This is a genomic window from Pseudomonas helleri (assembly GCF_009600315.1).
Classification (GTDB): Bacteria; Pseudomonadota; Gammaproteobacteria; order Pseudomonadales; family Pseudomonadaceae; genus Aquipseudomonas; species Aquipseudomonas helleri_A.
In genome coordinates, this window is the sequence record NZ_WIWC01000035.1 from 1 (window position 1) to 18,488 (window position 18,488).

At 58.8% G+C, this 18,488-nt stretch carries 18 protein-coding genes; 8 read left to right on the forward strand and 10 right to left on the reverse strand.

Annotation, left to right across the window (positions count from 1 at the left end):
• Nucleotides 1-294 precede the first annotated feature (294 nt).
• Both ubiA and GHN86_RS17745 read right to left on the reverse strand, forming a co-directional pair.
• Complete coding sequence (gene ubiA, locus GHN86_RS17740) at nucleotides 295-1,185, reverse strand: 4-hydroxybenzoate octaprenyltransferase (protein WP_153377406.1); 891 nt, start codon at nucleotides 1,183-1,185, stop codon at nucleotides 295-297.
• Complete coding sequence (locus GHN86_RS17745) at nucleotides 1,185-1,739, reverse strand: chorismate--pyruvate lyase family protein (protein ID WP_153377405.1); 555 nt, start codon at nucleotides 1,737-1,739, stop codon at nucleotides 1,185-1,187. Before GHN86_RS17745 ends, ubiA begins: the two co-directional genes overlap by 1 nt.
• A gap of 210 nt (nucleotides 1,740-1,949) precedes the next feature.
• Here GHN86_RS17745 and GHN86_RS17750 point away from each other — a divergent pair, with 210 nt between their 5' ends.
• From GHN86_RS17750 to GHN86_RS17765, 4 genes are all read left to right on the forward strand, one after another.
• Nucleotides 1,950-2,117 carry a rubredoxin gene (locus GHN86_RS17750; RefSeq protein WP_003437744.1) on the forward strand — a complete coding sequence of 56 codons (168 nt, stop codon included), beginning with the start codon at nucleotides 1,950-1,952 and terminating at the stop codon, nucleotides 2,115-2,117.
• A gap of 39 nt (nucleotides 2,118-2,156) precedes the next feature.
• Nucleotides 2,157-3,305, forward strand: a complete 1,149-nt coding sequence (locus GHN86_RS17755) for an NAD(P)/FAD-dependent oxidoreductase (protein ID WP_153377404.1) — start codon at nucleotides 2,157-2,159, stop codon at nucleotides 3,303-3,305.
• A 190-nt stretch (nucleotides 3,306-3,495) separates the two neighbouring features.
• Nucleotides 3,496-3,771 (forward strand): HU family DNA-binding protein, encoded by a 276-nt coding sequence (locus tag GHN86_RS17760; protein ID WP_153377403.1) that lies wholly within the window; start codon nucleotides 3,496-3,498, stop codon nucleotides 3,769-3,771.
• Nucleotides 3,772-3,975: 204 nt separating this feature from the next.
• Nucleotides 3,976-4,356, forward strand: a complete 381-nt coding sequence (locus GHN86_RS17765; RefSeq protein WP_153377402.1) for a helicase — start codon at nucleotides 3,976-3,978, stop codon at nucleotides 4,354-4,356.
• Between the two features lie 50 nt (nucleotides 4,357-4,406).
• Here the strand turns inward: GHN86_RS17765 and GHN86_RS17770 are convergent, their stop codons facing one another.
• The 5 genes from GHN86_RS17770 to def form a co-directional block, all read right to left on the reverse strand.
• The gene (locus tag GHN86_RS17770) at nucleotides 4,407-4,700 is read right to left on the reverse strand and encodes a bacterial transcriptional activator domain-containing protein (protein WP_153377664.1); all 294 of its coding nucleotides are present in this window, start codon (nucleotides 4,698-4,700) and stop codon (nucleotides 4,407-4,409) included.
• Nucleotides 4,701-4,731: 31 nt separating this feature from the next.
• Nucleotides 4,732-6,108 (reverse strand): Trk system potassium transporter TrkA, encoded by a 1,377-nt coding sequence (gene trkA / locus GHN86_RS17775; protein WP_153377401.1) that lies wholly within the window; start codon nucleotides 6,106-6,108, stop codon nucleotides 4,732-4,734.
• 15 nt (nucleotides 6,109-6,123) lie between these two features.
• A complete protein-coding gene (gene rsmB, locus GHN86_RS17780; RefSeq protein WP_153387064.1) occupies nucleotides 6,124-7,434 on the reverse strand; it encodes a 16S rRNA (cytosine(967)-C(5))-methyltransferase RsmB in 1,311 nt (436 codons plus the stop codon).
• Nucleotides 7,431-8,381 carry a methionyl-tRNA formyltransferase gene (gene fmt / locus GHN86_RS17785; protein ID WP_153377399.1) on the reverse strand — a complete coding sequence of 317 codons (951 nt, stop codon included), beginning with the start codon at nucleotides 8,379-8,381 and terminating at the stop codon, nucleotides 7,431-7,433. Before fmt ends, rsmB begins: the two co-directional genes overlap by 4 nt.
• 227 nt (nucleotides 8,382-8,608) lie before the next feature.
• Nucleotides 8,609-9,115: a peptide deformylase gene (def, locus tag GHN86_RS17790; protein ID WP_153377398.1), complete on the reverse strand. Its 507-nt coding sequence runs from the start codon at nucleotides 9,113-9,115 to the stop codon at nucleotides 8,609-8,611.
• Between the two features lie 395 nt (nucleotides 9,116-9,510).
• Between def and dprA the strand changes: the two genes are divergently transcribed.
• Nucleotides 9,511-10,608 (forward strand): DNA-processing protein DprA, encoded by a 1,098-nt coding sequence (gene dprA / locus GHN86_RS17795; protein ID WP_153387066.1) that lies wholly within the window; start codon nucleotides 9,511-9,513, stop codon nucleotides 10,606-10,608.
• 36 nt (nucleotides 10,609-10,644) lie between these two features.
• Nucleotides 10,645-11,202: an L-threonylcarbamoyladenylate synthase gene (locus tag GHN86_RS17800; RefSeq protein ID WP_153380241.1), complete on the forward strand. Its 558-nt coding sequence runs from the start codon at nucleotides 10,645-10,647 to the stop codon at nucleotides 11,200-11,202.
• A gap of 159 nt (nucleotides 11,203-11,361) precedes the next feature.
• Here GHN86_RS17800 and GHN86_RS17805 read toward each other — a convergent pair whose 3' ends face one another.
• Complete coding sequence (locus GHN86_RS17805; protein WP_153380243.1) at nucleotides 11,362-12,339, reverse strand: NADPH:quinone reductase; 978 nt, start codon at nucleotides 12,337-12,339, stop codon at nucleotides 11,362-11,364.
• Between the two features lie 145 nt (nucleotides 12,340-12,484).
• Here GHN86_RS17805 and hemF point away from each other — a divergent pair, with 145 nt between their 5' ends.
• Both hemF and aroE read left to right on the forward strand, forming a co-directional pair.
• Nucleotides 12,485-13,405 carry an oxygen-dependent coproporphyrinogen oxidase gene (gene hemF, locus GHN86_RS17810; RefSeq protein WP_153380245.1) on the forward strand — a complete coding sequence of 307 codons (921 nt, stop codon included), beginning with the start codon at nucleotides 12,485-12,487 and terminating at the stop codon, nucleotides 13,403-13,405.
• Nucleotides 13,405-14,226, forward strand: coding sequence for a shikimate dehydrogenase (gene aroE / locus GHN86_RS17815; RefSeq protein ID WP_153380247.1), 822 nt, complete (start codon nucleotides 13,405-13,407; stop codon nucleotides 14,224-14,226). Before hemF ends, aroE begins: the two co-directional genes overlap by 1 nt.
• Before the next feature lie 667 nt (nucleotides 14,227-14,893).
• Here aroE and GHN86_RS17820 read toward each other — a convergent pair.
• Nucleotides 14,894-16,285: an L-cystine transporter gene (locus GHN86_RS17820; RefSeq protein WP_153380249.1), complete on the reverse strand. Its 1,392-nt coding sequence runs from the start codon at nucleotides 16,283-16,285 to the stop codon at nucleotides 14,894-14,896.
• 186 nt (nucleotides 16,286-16,471) lie between these two features.
• Entirely contained in the window at nucleotides 16,472-18,319 is a 1,848-nt protein-coding gene (gene ilvD / locus GHN86_RS17825) for a dihydroxy-acid dehydratase (RefSeq protein ID WP_122785523.1), read from the reverse strand.
• Between the last annotated feature and the right edge of the window lie 169 nt (nucleotides 18,320-18,488).

Sequence of the window (18,488 nt, forward strand, 5' to 3'; positions counted from 1 at the left end):
GAAAGCCTTGGCTATGCAATATGATGCTCCTGCGTCAATTCAATAACCGTGTTGCACTCAGCTCCTGCAACCGCCCAGTTATAGTTCACACTAACTGCCGGCTACAATGTTTTATTGAGTAGGAATTCGGAATTAATGTTGTATGAATTAACCTACAAATAATTTAATAGTGAGTTCTACTGACATCAAGGCAGTGTAATTACCTTCATATCCTGTCATGAAGTAGTGAACACCGTGAGTGCAGCAGCATCGTGTGGCGAGGACCACAGAGCTGCTGGCCCACACTGCGCAGGGTTACTTCAGCGCGTAATTGAGCACGATGCCGATAAAGATCGCCAGCCCCGCCCAATGGTTGTGCAAGAAGGCTTTGAAGCATCGTTGGGGGTCGCGGTTGCGGGTGTACCAGAACTCCCACACAAAGCATGCCGCCGCAGCCAATAAGCCCAAGTGAAACCAGCCGCCCAACTCGAAGTGCGAACCCGCCAACAGCAGGCAACCCAAGGCTAAACATTGCAGGGTAAGGATGATTACGCGGTCTGCATCGCCAAACAGGATAGCCGTGGATTTAACCCCGACTTTCAGGTCATCTTCGCGGTCGGTCATGGCGTAGTAAGTGTCATACCCCACCGTCCACAGCAAGTTGGCGATGTAAAGCAGCCACGCAGCAGCGGGCACGCTCCCGGTTTCGGCCGTAAAAGCCATCGGCATGCCCCACGAAAAGGCCGCGCCCAGTACCACTTGCGGGTAGTAGGTGTAGCGTTTCATGAACGGGTAGGTGGCGGCCAAGGCCAACCCGCCAAATGAGAGCAGGATTGTCGGGGTGTTGGTACACAGCACCAGCAGGAAGCTGACGCCCATGAGCAGGGCAAAAAACACCAGGGCTTCTTTGCTGCTGATTTTTCCGCTGACCAAGGGGCGTTGTTCGGTGCGTTTGACGTGACCGTCCACCTTGCGATCAGCAAAGTCGTTGATCACACAGCCACCGGCTCGGGTCAGGATCACACCCAAGACAAAGATCAACAGATTGCTCAGCGACGGCACGCCCTTGGCGGCCACCCACAGCGCCCACAGCGTTGGCCACAGCAGCAGGTAGATGCCGATGGGTTTGTCCATGCGGGTCAGTTGAATAAAGTCCCAGGCCCGAGGGTTCAGGCGGTTGAGCGATTTGAGCAGGCGTACGTACATCAGCTGTTCTCCGACCGGGCACTGAGGGTGGCCCACAAGGGGGGTAAAAAAACTTCGGCCACCAGTACGCTTAATGTGCCGCGTACAAAGCGTGACCGGCGTGCCCACAGGTGGTCGGCCCGATCAGCCTCCGGCAACCAGTCGCGGGGGTAGTGGCATACCTGTAAAGGGCCACGCTCAAAGGCGTGGTCACAAAAAAGCAGCTCGCCCAGTGAACGGGTTCCCAGCGCTTCCAGGTTCAGCCCGCCGGGTTCCAGGGCGGTGTGTGCCGCGACGCTGCGGGCAAACACCCACGGTTGCTGGTGCCCACGCAAATAGACTTCGCGCACCCAGCCGCGGCTGTCCTCAGGCAGGTCGAGCGCTGTGCACTCGTCCTTGCGCAGCGTCTGCCAGCCTTCAAGCAGCGGCAACACGCTAAAGGCGCCGTCTGAAAGCGCGGTGAGCCGGCGAGTCAATGAACCCTGATCGAACAACCAGTCGAGTGTTTGTTCATCAGGCGGGGTGTGTAGGTGGCTTTGTTCAAGCCAGACAGGGGAGATCAGTGGAGACGTCATGTGCGACACGGTAGGTCATAATTGGCAGCCATTGAGGCCCGCGAGCTTAGCACGCTGCTTATTGAATGAGCGCTTGAGCGGTTATTGGCAGCAATCGTGCTTGCATATCAGGGTGGTCATCAGTACAAAACGCCCTGAAAATGACGAGCAACGCAGCAGCTCTCGATAAGTCTGTGGCCTCGTGCGGCCTGAACCCTGGGAAATACCTTTATGAAAAAGTGGCAATGCATCGTATGTGGACTGATTTACAACGAAGCCGATGGCTGGCCGGATGACGGCATTGCGCCCGGTACGTTGTGGCAGGACGTCCCTGAAGACTGGCTGTGCCCGGACTGCGGTGTCGGCAAAATGGATTTCGAGATGATCGAAATCAACTGATTGATCCCTTATCAACCTGTTTCAACCCTGGAGTATGGAATGAACGCACCTGTCGTGATCGTGGGCACTGGGCTGGCTGGCTATAACCTGGCCCGAGAGTTTCGCAAGCTGGACAGCGAGACCCCGTTGCTGTTGATCACGGCAGATGATGGGCGCTCCTATTCCAAGCCCATGCTGTCCACCGGCTTTGGCAAGAACAAAGAGGCCGACGGCCTGAGCATGGCGACGCCGGATGCGATGGCCGCCCAACTCAACGCCCAGGTGCGCACCCACACCCGTATCAGCGGTATTGATGCGGGCCATAAACAATTGTGGATTGGCGAAGAAGCGGTGCCTTACCGCGATCTGATTTTGGCGTGGGGTGCGCAGACCGTGCAGGTGCCGGTAGAAGGCGATGCGCAGGACGCCATCTTCCCGATCAACGATTTGGAAGACTATGCGCGTTTTCGCACCGCGGCAGCGGGCAAGCGCCGGGTGTTGATTCTGGGGGCCGGACTGATTGGCTGTGAATTTGCCAATGACCTGATTGCCGGTGGCTTTGAAGTCGAGCTGGTGGCCCCGTGTGAGCAAGTCATGCCCACCCTGTTGCACCCTGCCGCCGCGGCTGCCGTGCAAGCCGGTCTGGAAAGTCTCGGCGCGCGTTTGCATCTGGGCCCGGTATTGACCCGCCTGCAACGCACCGACGATGGTCTGCAAGCCCATTTATCAGACGCCAGCGTGATCGCCTGTGATGTAGTGGTCTCGGCGATCGGTTTGCGTCCGCGGATTGATATGGCGGCGGCCGCCGGGCTACAGGTCAATCGCGGCATTGAGGTGGACCGTCATCTCAAAACATCCCATGCCAATATTTACGCGCTGGGCGATTGCGCCGAAGTGGAAGGCTTGAGCCTGCTCTACGTTATGCCCCTCATGAATTGTGCACGGGCACTGGCGCAAACACTGGCAGGCAACCCGACAGCAGTGAGCTATGGGGCAATGCCCATTACGGTGAAAACGCCGGTTTGCCCTCTGGTGGTGTCGCCGGTGCCCCGTGGTTACGAAGGCGTGTGGACCGTGGAAGGCCAAGGCGCTGACATCAAGGCCTTGTGCCGCGATGGGGAAGGCAAGTTGCTCGGTTATGCGCTGACGGGCGAGGCGGTTCGCGAAAAACTGGCACTGAATAAAGAGCTACCTGCGCTTTTGGCGTAAACGCCGCTTATAAAGTCGCTTATGACATTGCCTTGACTCAACAAAGCCTCGCCAGAGGCTGGCGCAGGATTTGGCCGCGTGCCATTCTCACACCGGTCTGCCGCAGAGTAGAGCCTGCGGCGCCCTGAGCGCAGCTCCGTTAGAGAGCAGCACGGACATAACAACAAAAAACCGTCAAAGAGGCTTCATCATGCGTAAACCAGATCTCGCCGCCGCTATCGCTGAAAAGGCTGACCTCACCAAAGAGCAAGCCAGCCGCGTACTCAATGCAGTTCTTGAAGAAATCACCAATGCCCTGCACCGCAAAGACAGCGTCACGCTGGTCGGCTTCGGTACGTTCATTCAGCGTCATCGCGGTGCTCGCACCGGCAAAAACCCGCAAACCGGCGAGCCGGTAAAAATCAAGGCCAGCAACACCGTGGCTTTCAAACCGGGCAAGTTTCTTAAAGACAGCGTTAACCCATAAGTCGGACAATTGCCGCGCTTGAAGGTGGCTGAAGAAATGGGCGCGCGATGATGACAGCGCCCATTTTTGACAATGATTGAGCCGATTGTGCGGCTATAAGTGGCAAAACCTGCTTATTCTGCGTCTAACTCAGCAGATAAGTGGTGTTCCTTGTTCAAATCGCTACACTGCGCCGGCTAGTTATTTACTTCCCGAGGCGCGCACATGAAATTTCGTTTTCTGCTCTGGATGCTGGGCTTCCTGATGGGCAGAGCCAGCCGTAAAAACCCTGCATTTCAGCAGCAACTGGTTGATAAAGACCTGGTTTTCCAGCTGCAAACCCTCGATGGCAAAGTGGCCCGTCACTTCAAAGTCAAAAACCTTCGCATCACCAGCCATTCGGGTCTGTACCCGGAGCCTGCTTTTGCCATTGCCTTCAAAGACGCTGAGTATGGGTTTGCCACGATGCAAGCCAAGAACAAGCAATTGGCGTTCATGACCGGCATTCAAGACAAGTCGATTCAGATCAAAGGCAACCCGGCGCTGGTCATCTGGTTTCAAGGCTTGACCAAGTACCTGAAGCCGCGCAAAAAGCCCAAGGCGTGACATCGAAGGATTGGGGGTGGGCACCCTTCGTGCCCACATTCTCATCCTGTTCAAGCTTGCGGCTTGGCCAGCTTCTTCAGGAATACGGTCATTTCTTTTTCGGCCTGCTTATCGCCGTGGGCCTGCGCTGCCGCTATTCCCTGCTCCCACGCCGTACGCGCAGCGCCCCTGTCGCCTGCCGCTAGCTGGGCTTTACCCAATAGCTTCCAGGCTGCGGAATACTTGGGGTCAAACGCTACACAGGCCTGCAGGTGTTCAACCGCCTTTAAGTTATCCCCAAGGTCGAGATAGCCCTTGCCCAGGCCAAAGCGCAGCAACGCGTTATCCACACCCTTGGCCAACATCTTTTCCAGTGATTCCAGCACGCCAGACTCCTTAGAAGAAACTCAATCCCACGTGGAACAGCTTCTCGACGTCGCGAATATGCTTTTTATCCACAAGGAACAGGATTACATGGTCGCCGGCATTGACCACGGTAGCGTCGTGGGCAATCAACACTTCTTCGTCGCGAATGATCGCGCCGATGGTCGTGCCTGGAGGCAAGTGGATCTCCCCAATCCGACGGCCAATCACCTTGCTCGACTTCGAGTCGCCGTGGGCAATGGCCTCAATGGCCTCGGCGGCCCCCCGACGCAATGAGTGAACGCTGACAATATCCCCACGGCGTACGTGAGCCAGCAGCGTGCCGATGGTGGCCAGCTGCGGGCTGATGGCGATGTCGATCTCGCCGCCCTGAATCAAGTCCACGTAGGCGGGGTTGTTGATGATGGTCATGACCTTTTTCGCGCCCAGACGCTTGGCCAGCAACGAGGACATGATGTTGGCTTCGTCATCATTGGTCAGGGCCAGAAACAGGTCGGCATCGGCGATGTTTTCTTCGAGCATTAAATCGCGGTCCGATGCGCTGCCTTGCAGCACCACGGTGCTGTCGAGCGTGTCAGACAAGTAGCGACAACGCGCAGGGCTCATCTCGATGATCTTGACCTGATAGCGGCTTTCAATGGCTTCGGCCAGCCGCTCGCCAATCTGCCCGCCGCCCGCGATGACGATGCGCTTATAGCTTTCGTCCAGACGGCGCATTTCACTCATCACTGCGCGGATGTTGGCTCTGGCAGCGATGAAAAACACCTCGTCGTCCGCCTCGATCACGGTATCGCCACGGGGTGTAATCGGGCGATCACGGCGGAAAATGGCAGCAACCCGGGTGTCGACATTGGGCATATGTTCGCGTAGCTGGCGCAGTTGCTGACCAATCAGCGGCCCGCCGTAGTACGCCTTGACCGCCACCAATTGGGCTTTGCCGTCGGCAAAGTCGATTACCTGCAAGGCGCCGGGGTGTTCAATCAGACGTTTGATGTAGTTGGTCACCACTTGCTCAGGGCTGATCAACACGTCCACCGGAATGGCGTCGTTGTCGAACAGCTCTTCACCGCGAGTCAGGTAGGCCGATTCACGCACCCGCGCGATTTTGGTCGGGGTGTGGAACAGCGAGTACGCCACTTGGCACGCGACCATATTGGTCTCGTCACTGTTGGTCACGGCCACCAGCATGTCGGCGTCGTCGGCACCTGCTTGGCGCAGCACATTGGGCAGCGAAGCGCGACCTTGCACGGTACGAATATCGAGACGGTCACCGAGGTCGCGCAGGCGGTCGCCATCGGTATCGACCACGGTGATGTCGTTAGCCTCGCTGGCCAAATGCTCAGCCAGCGTGCCGCCGACCTGGCCTGCGCCAAGAATGATGATTTTCATGCCGTCAGTCCCTCGTTAGCCGCGTACGGCAGCGATCTTGATCAACTTGGCGTAATAAAATCCGTCGTGCCCGCCTTCCTGGGCCAGCAATTGACGACCGTGCGGCTGCTTGATGCCGAACTCGCCGGCAATATCCAGCTCCCGCGCACCCGGTGTGCGGGCCAAAAAGGCTTCGATCACTTCGGTGTTTTCGGTCGGCAGCGTCGAGCAGGTGGCATAGAGCAAAATGCCACCCACTTCCAGCGTAGGCCACATGGCGTCGAGCAACTCGCCTTGCAAGGCGGCGAGGGCGGGAATGTCGTCCGGTTGGCGCGTCAGCTTGATGTCCGGGTGGCGACGGATCACGCCGGTTGCCGAGCACGGCGCGTCCAGCAAAATGCGCTGGAACGGTTTGCCGTCCCACCAGGTGGCGGTGTCGCGGCCATCGGCGGCAATCAACTCGGCACTCAGGCCCAGCCGCTCAAGGTTTTCGCGAACCCGCACCAGACGCTTGGCTTCCAGATCCACCGCGACCACGCCAGCCAGCTGGGGCTCGACTTCGAGGATGTGGCAGGTCTTGCCACCGGGTGCACAGCAGGCGTCAAGCACGCGCTGGCCGGGGGCCAGGTCCAGCAAGTCGGCGGCCAATTGCGCGGCTTCGTCCTGGACGCTGATCCAGCCCTCGGCAAAGCCCGGCAAGTTGCGCACATCGCAGGCTTCGGCAAGCACAATACCGTCCTGGCTGAAGGCGCAAGGCTGGGCTTCGATACCGGCCTCGATCAGCAATTGCAGATAGGCATTACGGCTGTGATGACGGCGGTTGACCCGCAAAATCATCGGTGGATGCGCGTTATTGGCCGCGCAAATGGCTTCCCACTGTTGTGGCCAGAACGCTTTCAGCGATTTTTGCAGCCAGCGTGGGTGCGCAGTGCGCACCACGGGATCGTGTTCCAGTTCGGCGAGCAAGGCTTCGCTCTCGCGCTGTGCGTTGCGCAAGACGGCATTGAGCAAGCCTTTGGCCCACGGTTTTTTCAATTTGTCAGCGCAACCGACGGTTTCACCGATGGCGGCATGAGCCGGAATGCGCGTGTAGAGCAGTTGATACAAGCCCACCAGCAACAATGCTTCAACGTCTGCGTCGGCCGCTTTGAACGGCTTTTGCAGCTGCTTGTTGGCCAGCGCCGACAAGCGCGGCTGCCAGCGGGCTGTGCCAAAGGCCAGATCCTGAGTCAGGCCGCGATCACGCACCTCGACTTTATCCAGTTGTAACGGCAGCGAACTGTTGAGTGATGCCTTGCCATTCAGGACGGCGGTCAGGGCTTTGGCTGCGGCCAGACGCGGATTCATTGTGCGGCACCCAACACCGTGCCGACGGCGAATTTCTCACGGCGGCTGTTGAAAAAATCGCTGAAGTTCAGCGCCTTGCCACCGGGCAATTGCAGGCGGGTCAGGCACAATGCGCCTGCTCCACAGCCCACGATCAGGCCGTCCTTGCTGGCGGCGAGAATCTGCCCCGGTTCACCTTGAGCATCTGCCAGCGTGGCGGCCAACACTTTCAAAGCTTCCCCGTTGAGTGTGCTGTGGCAGATGGGCCATGGGTTGAAGGCGCGAATCACTCGCTCCAGTTCAATGGCCGGACGGTTCCAGTCGATACGGGCTTCGTCTTTGTTCAGTTTGTGCGCATAGGTGGCCAGACTGTCGTCTTGTACCTCACCTTGCAACGTACCGGCAGCCAGACCGGCAATCGCTTCGATCACCGCCGGTGGCCCGAGCTTGGCCAAACGGTCGTGCAAACTGCCGCCAGTGTCGTCGGCGCTGATCGGGGTCACGGACTTGAGCAGCATGGGGCCGGTGTCCAGGCCCGCCTCCATGCGCATGACAGTCACACCGCTCTCGCTGTCGCCGGCTTCGATGGCGCGTTGGATCGGTGCCGCACCGCGCCAGCGTGGCAGCAATGAGGCATGGCTGTTGATGCAGCCCAGTCGCGGAATGTCGAGTACAACCTGGGGCAGGATCAGGCCATACGCCACCACCACCAGCAAATCGGGCTTTAATGCCGCGAGTTCGGCTTGGGCTTCGGGGGCACGCAGGGTCGGTGGTTGCATGACCGGGATGTGGTGCTCAAGGGCCAATTGCTTGACCGGGCTTGGCATCAGCTTTTGCCCGCGCCCTGCCGGACGATCCGGTTGGGTGTAGACCGCGACAATCTCATAAGGGCTGTCGAGCAGCGCCTTAAGGTGTTCAGCGGCGAATTCTGGGGTGCCAGCAAAGACGATGCGCAGTGGCTCAGTCATGAATTACTCACTTGGAATGGGGGGAGAGCGCTGGCGTAAGCCTTCGATATACCTGTAGCTGCTGACGAGGTACGAAGGCTGCGGATGGCGGCATAGCCGTCGCAAAACTCGGCGATTGAGTACATCAGGCATATCCGTAGAGCGGGATTACGGCCGCTTCGCGCCCGATCGCAGCCTCGTGCCTCGACAGCGGCTACAAGCGCCGCGTCAATGGTTGGATATTGGGATCAAGCGTTCTGGCGGTGCAGTTTTTCCAGCTTCTTCTTGATCCGGTCACGCTTGAGGTTAGACAGGTAATCAACAAACAGCTTGCCGTTGAGGTGGTCGCATTCGTGTTGAATGCACACCGCCAGCAGGCCTTCGGCAATCATTTCAAATGGCTTGCCGTCACGGTCCAGCGCCTTGATTTTTACGCGCTGCGGGCGATCGACGTTTTCATAGAAACCCGGAACAGACAGGCAGCCTTCCTGATACTGATCCATCTCGTCGGTCAGGGCCTCGAACTCCGGGTTGATAAACACCATCGGTTCGCTGCGGTCTTCGCTCAGGTCCATGACCACGATACGTTTATGCACGTTGACTTGCGTGGCGGCCAGGCCAATGCCCGGTGCCTCGTACATGGTTTCAAACATGTCATCGATCAACTGACGGACTTCGTCGTCCACAACCGCCACGGGCTTGGCGATAGTGCGCAGTCGCGAGTCTGGGAATTCGAGGATGTTTAAAATAGCCATAAGTTTGATTGGTGCACTGTGTGAAAGATTCAAAAACGGTTGTCAGGTGGTCCTGAGGACTTCGGGCAACCTGTGCAAAACGTCCCCTTCAGAAGACAGCCCGCTCGGGCTCTGGCGTTTCACGCGAACGCACATAATAAAGGGATTCCCCGGCGGATGAAACGACTAGCTGCCGGACTGCACAGGGCATGGGTCTGATGCGGTCTGTCGCAGTTTGAAACCAACGTGCGGCGTCTGCCATGAACCCTCAACTAAAGTTGGGTTTCCATGCGCCATTTCAAGGGCAAACCGGATGCTCAGCTGGGTTTTTGACTGCTTGGCAAACAACTTGTTCACAGACTTATCCACAGCTTGCTCCTTGCTTGATGGCGCTCTTAACGATCAAGGATGATCACATGCCGTTGCCTGATATTTCCCCTTCCGAGCTTGAAGCGCGCTTGCGCATCCACCTGTTACCCGACTTGGGGCCAAGGCGTTATTACAGGCTATTCAGTGCCTTCGGTTGCGCCAGCTCGGCGCTGGGGGCACCCGCCAGCGCCTGGTCGGCATTAGGCCTGCCCGCCGCCTGTGCACAGGCCCGGCGCAGCCCGCAGGTTCGCGACGGTGCCAGCGCGGCATTACGCTGGCTTGAGCGTTCAAGCCAGCATCTCTTGTTACATGATCAGGCCAACTACCCCGCGTTATTAAGCGAGTTGTGCGATGCGCCGCCGCTGTTATTTGTGGCCGGCAATCCTTCAATACTGGAGAAACCCCAGCTGGCAATCGTCGGCAGCCGACGCGCCTCCCGGCCAGGGCTGGATACTGCCGCTGCATTTTCGCGCAGCCTGGCCAGTGCCGGATTTGTCATCACCAGTGGTTTGGCATTGGGCGTTGACGGTGTGGCCCACCGGGCAGCCCTTGATGCTGGCGGGTTGACCGTAGGGGTGTTGGGCACCGGGCTCGAAAAACTTTATCCACAGCGCCATCGTGCCTTGGCTGACGCGATGATCAACAGCGCCAGCGCAGTGGTTTCCGAGTTTCCGTTAGAGGCGGGGCCGCTGCCCGGCAACTTCCCTCGGCGTAATCGAATCATTAGCGGCCTGTCACTCGGCGTGTTGGTGGTCGAAGCCAGCGTGGCCAGTGGCTCGTTGATCACGGCCCGGCTGGCCGCCGAACAAGGGCGTGAGGTCTACGCCATTCCCGGTTCCATCCACCATCCTGGAGCGCGCGGGTGCCACCAGTTGATTCGTGATGGTGCAACGCTGGTTGAAACCGTCGAGCATATTCTCGAAGGCCTGCGCGGCTGGCGCTCTTTGCCGCTACCCACGGCGGATCTGTTCACACCCAGCTATCATCCCCTCGTGCAGTTGTTGCAGGCGGCGCCTTACACCAGTGAAGGTCTGGTCAGTGCCAGCGGCTGGGAGTTGCCCCGGTTATTGGCCGCTTTGACCGAACTTGAGCTGGAGGGGCGCGTGGTGCTGGAGGGCGGGCGTTGGTTTGCTCGCGCCAGCTAAGTACACTGCGCGCAGCACCTTTTTTGGAGACATTTGATGATCAGCACCTGGCGCGTCCAGCAAGCAGCAAGAGCGATTCGTGCGGGCGCGGTGATTGCCTACCCGACCGAGGCTGTGTGGGGACTGGGTTGCGACCCGTGGGATGAGGACGCGGTGGAGCGTTTGCTGGCGATCAAATCACGACCTGTGGATAAAGGCCTGATTGTGATAGCCGACAATATTCGCCAGTTCGACTTTCTGTTCGAAGATTTTCCGCAAGAGTGGCTCGACCGCATGGCCAGCACCTGGCCCGGGCCCAATACCTGGTTGGTGCCGCATCAAGGATTATTGCCGGAATGGATCACTGGCGTGCATGACACGGTGGCTTTGCGTGTGAGCGACCACCCGCTGGTGCGTGAGCTGTGTTCGCTGGTGGGGCCGATTGTATCGACCTCCGCGAACCCGGCCGGTTTGCCGGCGGCACGGACGCGGCTCAAGGTTGAGCAATATTTCCGTGGGCAAATCGACCACGTACTGGGTGGCAATCTTGGCGGGCGTAAAAACCCGAGTCTGATTCGCGATCTGGCGACGGGCAAGGTTGTGCGCCCGGCGTAAAGGTGATCGTAATTCCCGTAGCAGCTGCCGCAGGCTGCGTCCGGCGGCGAAGCCGTCGTAAATCCTGAAGCCACGGTTGTTCAGAAAGACCGCAACTTCTGATTTCACGACGGCTGCGCCGCCGGACGCAGCCTTCGGCAGCTGCTACGAAGAGCTGAATCAAGGCAACAAGATGGTTGAACCTGTGGTGCGTCGTGCCGACAGCTCTGTCTGAGCCTTGGCCGCATCCTTGAGCGCATAGCGCTGATTGATATCGACCGTAACCTTGCCGCTGCGGATCATCTCAAACAGTTCGTCAGCCATCGCTTGCAGGTTCTCGGCGTTATTGGCGTAGCTCGCCAGTGTCGGCCGGGTGACGTACAGCGAACCCTTCTGCGACAAAATCCCCAGATTCACCCCCGTGACCGCGCCAGAGGCGTTACCAAAACTCACGATCAACCCACGCGGTGCAGCGCAGTCCAGCGATGTCAGCCAGGTGTCCTTGCCAACGCCGTCATACACCACCGGGCACTTTTTGCCGTCGGTCAACTCCAGCACCCGCTGAGCCACGTCTTCATGGCTGTAGTCGATGGTTTCCCATGCCCCCAGTTTTTTCGCCAACGCCGCTTTTTCAGGCGAGCTGACGGTGCCAATCAACTTCACGCCCAGCGCTTTGGCCCATTGACAGGCAATTGAACCTACGCCGCCCGCCGCAGCATGGAACAAGATGGTTTCGCCACCTTTGAGTTCATAGGTCTGACGCAGCAAGTACTGAACAGTCAGTCCCTTAAGCATGACCGCCGCCGCTTGCTCGAACGAAATATCGTCGGGTAGTTTCACCACATTGGCGGCCGGCAATACGTGCAACTCGCTGTACGCGCCCAGCGGCCCGGTGCCGTACGCCACACGGTCGCCGACTTTGACGTTGTGTACCTCGCTGCCCACTGCATCGACGATGCCTGCGGCCTCATTGCCAAGCCCTGACGGCAGCTCGGGCAGTGGGTACAAGCCGCCCCGGTAATAGGTGTCGATAAAATTCAGACCGATGGCCTTGTTGCTCACGCGGACTTGCTGCGGACCCGGTTCAGCGGGTGTGAAGTCGACATACTCAAGTACTTCGGGTCCGCCGTGGGCCCGAAACTGGATACGCTTAGCCATCTGCACTGTCCTCGTTGATTTGACGAAGCCCCTATCCAACGCTCTGGCGTGATCTTCGTCAACTGCGGCGAAGCTTTGTGCGGTGTTATGCTAGCCCCGCTCTGAGCGGCGGGCCGCGTCGCTTTGCCCGATTTAAGGTGATGTCATGACTACTCGCACCGAGGCCGTTAAAGCCTACCTGCTCGACCTTCAGGACCGTATTTGCAACGCGATGCAGACTGAAGACGGCGGCGCCCATTTCATTGAAGATGCCTGGGCACGCCCGGCAGGCGGCGGTGGCCGTACCCGCGTGATCGCAGACGGCAACGTCATTGAAAAAGGCGGCGTGAATTTTTCCCACGTGTTCGGCAGTGGTTTGCCGCCTTCAGCCAGCGCCCACCGCCCCGAGCTGGCGGGTCGTGGCTTTGAGGCCTTGGGCGTGTCGCTGGTGATTCACCCGCATAACCCGCATGTGCCTACCTCCCACGCCAACGTACGTTTTTTTATCGCGGAAAAAGAGGGCGAAGAACCGGTCTGGTGGTTTGGCGGCGGTTTTGACCTCACGCCTTACTACGCGGTCGAAGAAGACTGTGTGCATTGGCACCGCGTGGCCGAGCAAGCATGCGCGCCATTCGGCGCTGACGTGTATCCCCGCTACAAGGCTTGGTGCGACAGCTACTTCCACATCAAACACCGTAACGAACCCCGCGGTATTGGCGGCTTGTTCTTTGACGACTTGAACGAATGGGATTTCGACACTTGCTTCGCGTTTATTCGCGCGATTGGTGACGCCTACATCGACGCATACTTACCGATTGTTCAGCGCCGCAAAGCTACTGAATTCACCGCGCAGCAGCGTGAGTTTCAGGAATATCGCCGTGGCCGCTACGTCGAATTCAACCTGGTGTATGACCGGGGCACGCTGTTCGGTCTGCAATCGGGGGGGCGCACCGAGTCGATCCTGATGTCCTTGCCGCCGCAAGTGCGCTGGGGTTATGACTGGAAAGCGCTGCCGGGTAGCGAAGAAGCGCGTCTGACCGATTACTTCCTGCAAGATCGTGACTGGTTGGCTGAGGAACGAGCGTGATGGACCGTTACGTCGTATTCGGCAACCCGATTGCCCACAGCAAGTCCCCTGTGCTCCACCGCTTGTTTGCCGAACAAACCGCGCAAGCCATGCAGTACGACACCCTGCTGGCGCCCCTTGACGATTTTGCAGGTTGCGCCAAGGCATTCTTCGAAACAGGGCGCGGCGCTAATGTCACCGTGCCTTTCAAGGAAGACGCCTATCGCTTGGCCGATGATCTGACCGCCCGCGCGCTGCGGGCGGGTGCGGTGAATACCTTGAGCAAGCGAGCAGACGGGCGCTTGCTGGGCGATAACACTGACGGCGCTGGCCTGGTGCGTGATTTGACCGTGAACGCCGGTTTCAGCCTTCAGGGCAAACGTATTCTAATTCTGGGGGCGGGCGGGGCTGTGCGCGGGGCGTTGGAGCCCATTCTGGCCCAAGGCCCTGCGGCAGTCACCATTGCCAACCGCACCGTAGAGAGAGCCGAATTGCTGGCCGAACTGTTCAGTGATCTGGGGTCGGTGGCTGCCAGTGGCTTTGACTGGCTGCATGAGCCGGTTGATCTGATCATCAATGCCACCTCCGCCAGTCTGGCCGGTGAAGTGCCACCCATTGCCAGCAGCTTGATCGAGCCGGGTAAAACCCTGTGTTACGACATGATGTATGGCAGCGCACCAACGCCGTTTTGTGTCTGGGCGAGCGAGCAGGGGGCGGGCAAGGTCATGGATGGTTTGGGGATGTTGGCTGAGCAGGCCGCAGAAGCGTTCTACCTGTGGCGCGGTGTGCGCCCTGATACGGCGCCTGCGCTGGCTGAATTGCGTCGGTTGCTGGCGCTTTAGAGGCCAACCCTCAGCGGCCGGCTCTCACCCCAACCCTCTCCCGGAGGGAGAGGGGGCTATTTGGAGTGATTTTATGACCGCGTGCGGCCAGTCCCTTCTCCCTCTGGGCATAGGTATCTACACAACTTTTAATGGCTGACGATTAACTCGTGTGGGAGTTGCTAAATGCCACGCCATTTGAGTTTGCCGGATAGATACGACAGGCAGGTTTGACGACTGCTTTGCAGCCGGACGTAGCCTCGCGGAGCTCGTCAACTGCTACGAATCTTGATCGCGATCGGGTGTTTTTGATCTGGCTTTTGATCCAAGGGCCCCCTTAAACCACGCTGGCCTCACACAGGTTTTGCGCAGTGGGTAACCCGGCAGGACGCCGGGTTAGCCGCGACACGGCCAGGGATGGCCGATCGCGGCGGGCCCACGGAGCAAGGCCTGTGTGAGGGCATGCCGAGCCACAGCGAGGCACCGAGTGGTAGGGGCGAAAGCGTTTGGCCACTTTGCGCTTTTCAAAGTGGCACGGCGTAAGGCCGGAACCTTGAGTGGCCGTTACCATTAACAATGGATATACACACCAGACCGAACGCAGCCTTCGTTCCTCGGCAGCGGCTACAAAAACTGCGCCGCTTCAGAGTTGTGTAGATACCTATGCCCTCCGGGAGAGGGCAAACGTTTAGGCGTGGGCCAAATCGCCGTGATCGTCTTCAGCCAATACAGCTTTGTCAGTCTCGTGCATGATCTGGCTGGTCACGGTACCGGCCACCATCGCACCGCTGACGTTCAATGCTGTGCGGCCCATGTCGATCAACGGCTCGACCGAAATCAGCAGCGCCACCAACGACACCGGCAAGCCCATCGCCGGCAGTACGATCAACGCTGCAAAGGTTGCACCGCCACCCACGCCCGCCACACCGGCCGAGCTCAAGGTCACAATGGCCACCAATGTGGCGATCCACACCGGATCCAGCGGGTTGATGCCCACGGTTGGGGCAACCATCACCGCCAACATCGCCGGGTACAGACCGGCACAGCCGTTTTGGCCAATGGTGGCGCCAAACGAGGCGGCAAAGCTGGCAATTGAGGACGGGATCCCCAAGCGACGGGTTTGGGCTTCGATACTCAGCGGAATGCTCGCGGCACTGGAACGGCTGGTGAAAGCAAACGTCAGCACCGGCCATACTTTGCGGAAGAAACGCAGCGGGTTAACACCGGCAAACGACACAATCACGCCGTGAATCACAAACATCACGGCCAGACCAATGTAGGACACCACCACAAAACTGCCGAGTTTGATGATGTCTTGCAGGTTGGACATGGCCACCACTTTGGTCATCAAGGCCAGCACGCCGTACGGGGTCAGTTTCATGACTAGACGCACAAGACGCATCACCCAGGCTTGCAGGGTGTCGATGGCGTTCAGCACTTTGCTGCCTTTTTCCGGCTCATCCTTGAATAGCTGCAACGCGGCAACGCCCAGGAAAGCAGCGAATATCACCACGCTGATGATCGAGGTCGGCTTGGCACGGGCCAGATCAGCAAATGGGTTTTGCGGGATAAACGACAGCAGCAATTGCGGCACATTCAGGTCCGCCACTTTACCGGCGTACTCATTCTGGATGATGTGCAGGCGGCTCATTTCCGCAGCACCCGCCACCAGGCCTTCGGCGGTGAGGCCGAACAGGTTGGTCAGACCGATACCCACCAGCGCTGCAATCATGGTTGTGAACAGCAGTGTGCCAATGGTCAGAAAGCTGATCTTGCCTAGCGAAGAGGCGTTGTGCAGGCGGGCGACCGCACTGAGGATTGAAGCAAACACCAACGGGATCACGATCATTTGCAGCAGTTGCACGTAGCCACTGCCAACCAGATCGAACCAACCGATGGAGGTTTTCAGGGTCGGGTTATCGCCCCCGTAAATCAGGTGCAGGCTCAAGCCGAACAGCACGCCGAGTACCAGCGCCAGCAACACTTTTTTTGCCAGGCTCCACGCGGTGTGGCGGGTCAGCGACAAGCCGAACAGCAACGCGAGGAACACCAGCAGATTGAGGATCAGCGGGAAATTCATGAAAGCTCCGAGGGGCGACTTGTACCAGTCTTTGGATGCAACAATTGCGAACCGGAAATCCTAACAGGTTGATATATCGACAAATATACCGATCTGGAATGGATACCTTGGTTTTGGGAATAAGCGATTGATGCGCTCATAAAAATCCCGGCGCAGGGCCGGGATTTTTTGGCTGTTGCCTTGGTGTTATGGCACCAACTTGTCCAGAAGTGCTTTGTCACGTACCGCGCCCTTGTCAGCGCTGGTCGCCAGCAAGGCGTAAGCCTTCAAGGCAGTCGTGACTTTACGTGGACGCACTTCCACGGGCTTCCAGCCTTTCTTGTCTTGCTCGGCACGACGCGCCGCCATTTCTTCGTCGCTGATCAACAGGTTGATCGAACGGTTCGGGATGTCGATCAGTACTTTGTCGCCGTCCTGCACCAGACCAATCGCGCCACCTGCCGCTGCTTCTGGCGACGCGTGGCCGATGGACAGGCCCGAAGTACCCCCCGAGAAACGGCCGTCGGTGAGCAAGGCACAGGCTTTGCCCAGCCCTTTGGATTTCAGGTACGAGGTCGGGTAGAGCATTTCTTGCATGCCCGGGCCGCCTTTCGGACCTTCGTAACGAATGATCACGATGTCACCGGCCTGCACTTCGTCCGCCAGAATGCCGCGTACGGCGCTGTCCTGGCTTTCGAAGATTTTGGCGTTGCCTTCAAACACGTGAATCGACTCGTCGACACCGGCAGTTTTGACCACGCAGCCATCCAGCGCGATGTTGCCGTACAGCACAGCCAGGCCGCCTTCTTGCGAGTAGGCGTGCTCAACACTGCGGATGCAGCCGTTTTCACGGTCGTCGTCCAGGGTTTCCCAACGGGTCGACTGACTGAACGCGGTTTGCGTCGGGATACCGGCCGGGCCTGCCTTGAAGAAGGTGTGAACCGCTTCGTCGTCAGTCTGGGTGATGTCCCACTTGGCAATACCTTCGGCCATGGTTTTGCTGTGCACGGTCGGCAGTTCGGTGTGCAGCAAGCCGCCACGGGCCAGCGAACCCAGAATAGAGAAGATGCCGCCTGCACGGTGCACGTCTTCCATGTGGTACTTCTGAATGTTCGGCGCCACTTTGCACAGCTGCGGTACATGACGTGACAGGCGGTCGATGTCTTTGAGATCGAAGTCGATTTCGGCCTCTTGGGCAGCGGCCAGCAAGTGCAGGATGGTGTTGGTCGAACCGCCCATGGCGATGTCCAGCGTCATGGCGTTTTCGAACGCCTTGAAGTTGGCGATGTTACGCGGCAACACCGACTCGTCGTTCTCGACGTAGTACTGGCGGCACAGATCAACGATGGTGCGACCTGCTTGCAGGAACAGTTGTTCGCGGTCGCTGTGGGTCGCCAGTGCCGAACCATTGCCGGGCAAGGCCAGGCCAAGGGCTTCGGTCAGGCAGTTCATCGAGTTGGCGGTGAACATGCCGGAGCATGAGCCGCAGGTCGGGCAGGCGCTGCGCTCGTACTCGGCAACCTTTTCGTCAGAAGCGCTGGAGTCCGCGGCGATAACCATAGCGTCGACCAAATCGAGGCCGTGGCTGGCCAGCTTGGTTTTACCCGCTTCCATCGGCCCGCCCGAGACGAAAATCACCGGAATGTTGAGGCGCAACGAGGCCATCAGCATGCCAGGGGTGATTTTGTCGCAGTTGGAGATGCACACAATGGCGTCGGCGCAGTGGGCGTTGACCATGTACTCCACGGAGTCGGCGATAATTTCGCGGCTCGGCAGCGAGTACAACATGCCGTCATGGCCCATCGCGATGCCGTCGTCGACGGCAATGGTGTTGAATTCCTTGGCAACGCCACCCGCGCGTTCGATTTCGCGGGCAACCAGCTGGCCCATGTCCTTGAGGTGGACGTGGCCGGGTACGAACTGGGTGAAGGAGTTGGCAATGGCGATGATCGGCTTCTTGAAGTCGGCATCTTTCATCCCCGTGGCGCGCCACAAAGCGCGGGCACCGGCCATGTTGCGGCCGTGGGTGGAGGTTTTCGAACGATAGTCAGGCATGGAGCAACTCCGGGCGGCTAATCAGGTAACAAACAGGGAAGTGAGCTTCTAATGACAGGCGGATCACACAGAAAATGACCACGTATCCGCGAGTTGCCGTAAACGCTGCGGGATCGCCGCGCGTCTGGGCTTGAGCTCATAAACCCGCCGGGGATGATTGGCGATGAAT

What these genes read in the sequence shown, in the direction of transcription:
- GHN86_RS17770 (WP_153377664.1), bottom strand. Translation starts at nt 4,700, where the DNA reads ATGTTGGCCAAGGGTGTGGATAACGCGTTGCTGCGCTTTGGCCTGGGC.
- GHN86_RS17800 (WP_153380241.1), top strand. Translation starts at nt 10,645, where the DNA reads ATGATCAGCACCTGGCGCGTCCAGCAAGCAGCAAGAGCGATTCGTGCG.
- GHN86_RS17745 (WP_153377405.1), bottom strand. Translation starts at nt 1,739, where the DNA reads ATGACGTCTCCACTGATCTCCCCTGTCTGGCTTGAACAAAGCCACCTA.
- def (WP_153377398.1), bottom strand. Translation starts at nt 9,115, where the DNA reads ATGGCTATTTTAAACATCCTCGAATTCCCAGACTCGCGACTGCGCACT.
- ubiA (WP_153377406.1), bottom strand. Translation starts at nt 1,185, where the DNA reads ATGTACGTACGCCTGCTCAAATCGCTCAACCGCCTGAACCCTCGGGCC.
- rsmB (WP_153387064.1), bottom strand. Translation starts at nt 7,434, where the DNA reads ATGAATCCGCGTCTGGCCGCAGCCAAAGCCCTGACCGCCGTCCTGAAT.
- GHN86_RS17750 (WP_003437744.1), top strand. Translation starts at nt 1,950, where the DNA reads ATGAAAAAGTGGCAATGCATCGTATGTGGACTGATTTACAACGAAGCC.
- fmt (WP_153377399.1), bottom strand. Translation starts at nt 8,381, where the DNA reads ATGACTGAGCCACTGCGCATCGTCTTTGCTGGCACCCCAGAATTCGCC.
- GHN86_RS17760 (WP_153377403.1), top strand. Translation starts at nt 3,496, where the DNA reads ATGCGTAAACCAGATCTCGCCGCCGCTATCGCTGAAAAGGCTGACCTC.
- dprA (WP_153387066.1), top strand. Translation starts at nt 9,511, where the DNA reads ATGCCGTTGCCTGATATTTCCCCTTCCGAGCTTGAAGCGCGCTTGCGC.
- trkA (WP_153377401.1), bottom strand. Translation starts at nt 6,108, where the DNA reads ATGAAAATCATCATTCTTGGCGCAGGCCAGGTCGGCGGCACGCTGGCT.
- GHN86_RS17820 (WP_153380249.1), bottom strand. Translation starts at nt 16,285, where the DNA reads ATGAATTTCCCGCTGATCCTCAATCTGCTGGTGTTCCTCGCGTTGCTG.
- GHN86_RS17805 (WP_153380243.1), bottom strand. Translation starts at nt 12,339, where the DNA reads ATGGCTAAGCGTATCCAGTTTCGGGCCCACGGCGGACCCGAAGTACTT.
- ilvD (WP_122785523.1), bottom strand. Translation starts at nt 18,319, where the DNA reads ATGCCTGACTATCGTTCGAAAACCTCCACCCACGGCCGCAACATGGCC.
- aroE (WP_153380247.1), top strand. Translation starts at nt 13,405, where the DNA reads ATGGACCGTTACGTCGTATTCGGCAACCCGATTGCCCACAGCAAGTCC.
- hemF (WP_153380245.1), top strand. Translation starts at nt 12,485, where the DNA reads ATGACTACTCGCACCGAGGCCGTTAAAGCCTACCTGCTCGACCTTCAG.
- GHN86_RS17755 (WP_153377404.1), top strand. Translation starts at nt 2,157, where the DNA reads ATGAACGCACCTGTCGTGATCGTGGGCACTGGGCTGGCTGGCTATAAC.
- GHN86_RS17765 (WP_153377402.1), top strand. Translation starts at nt 3,976, where the DNA reads ATGAAATTTCGTTTTCTGCTCTGGATGCTGGGCTTCCTGATGGGCAGA.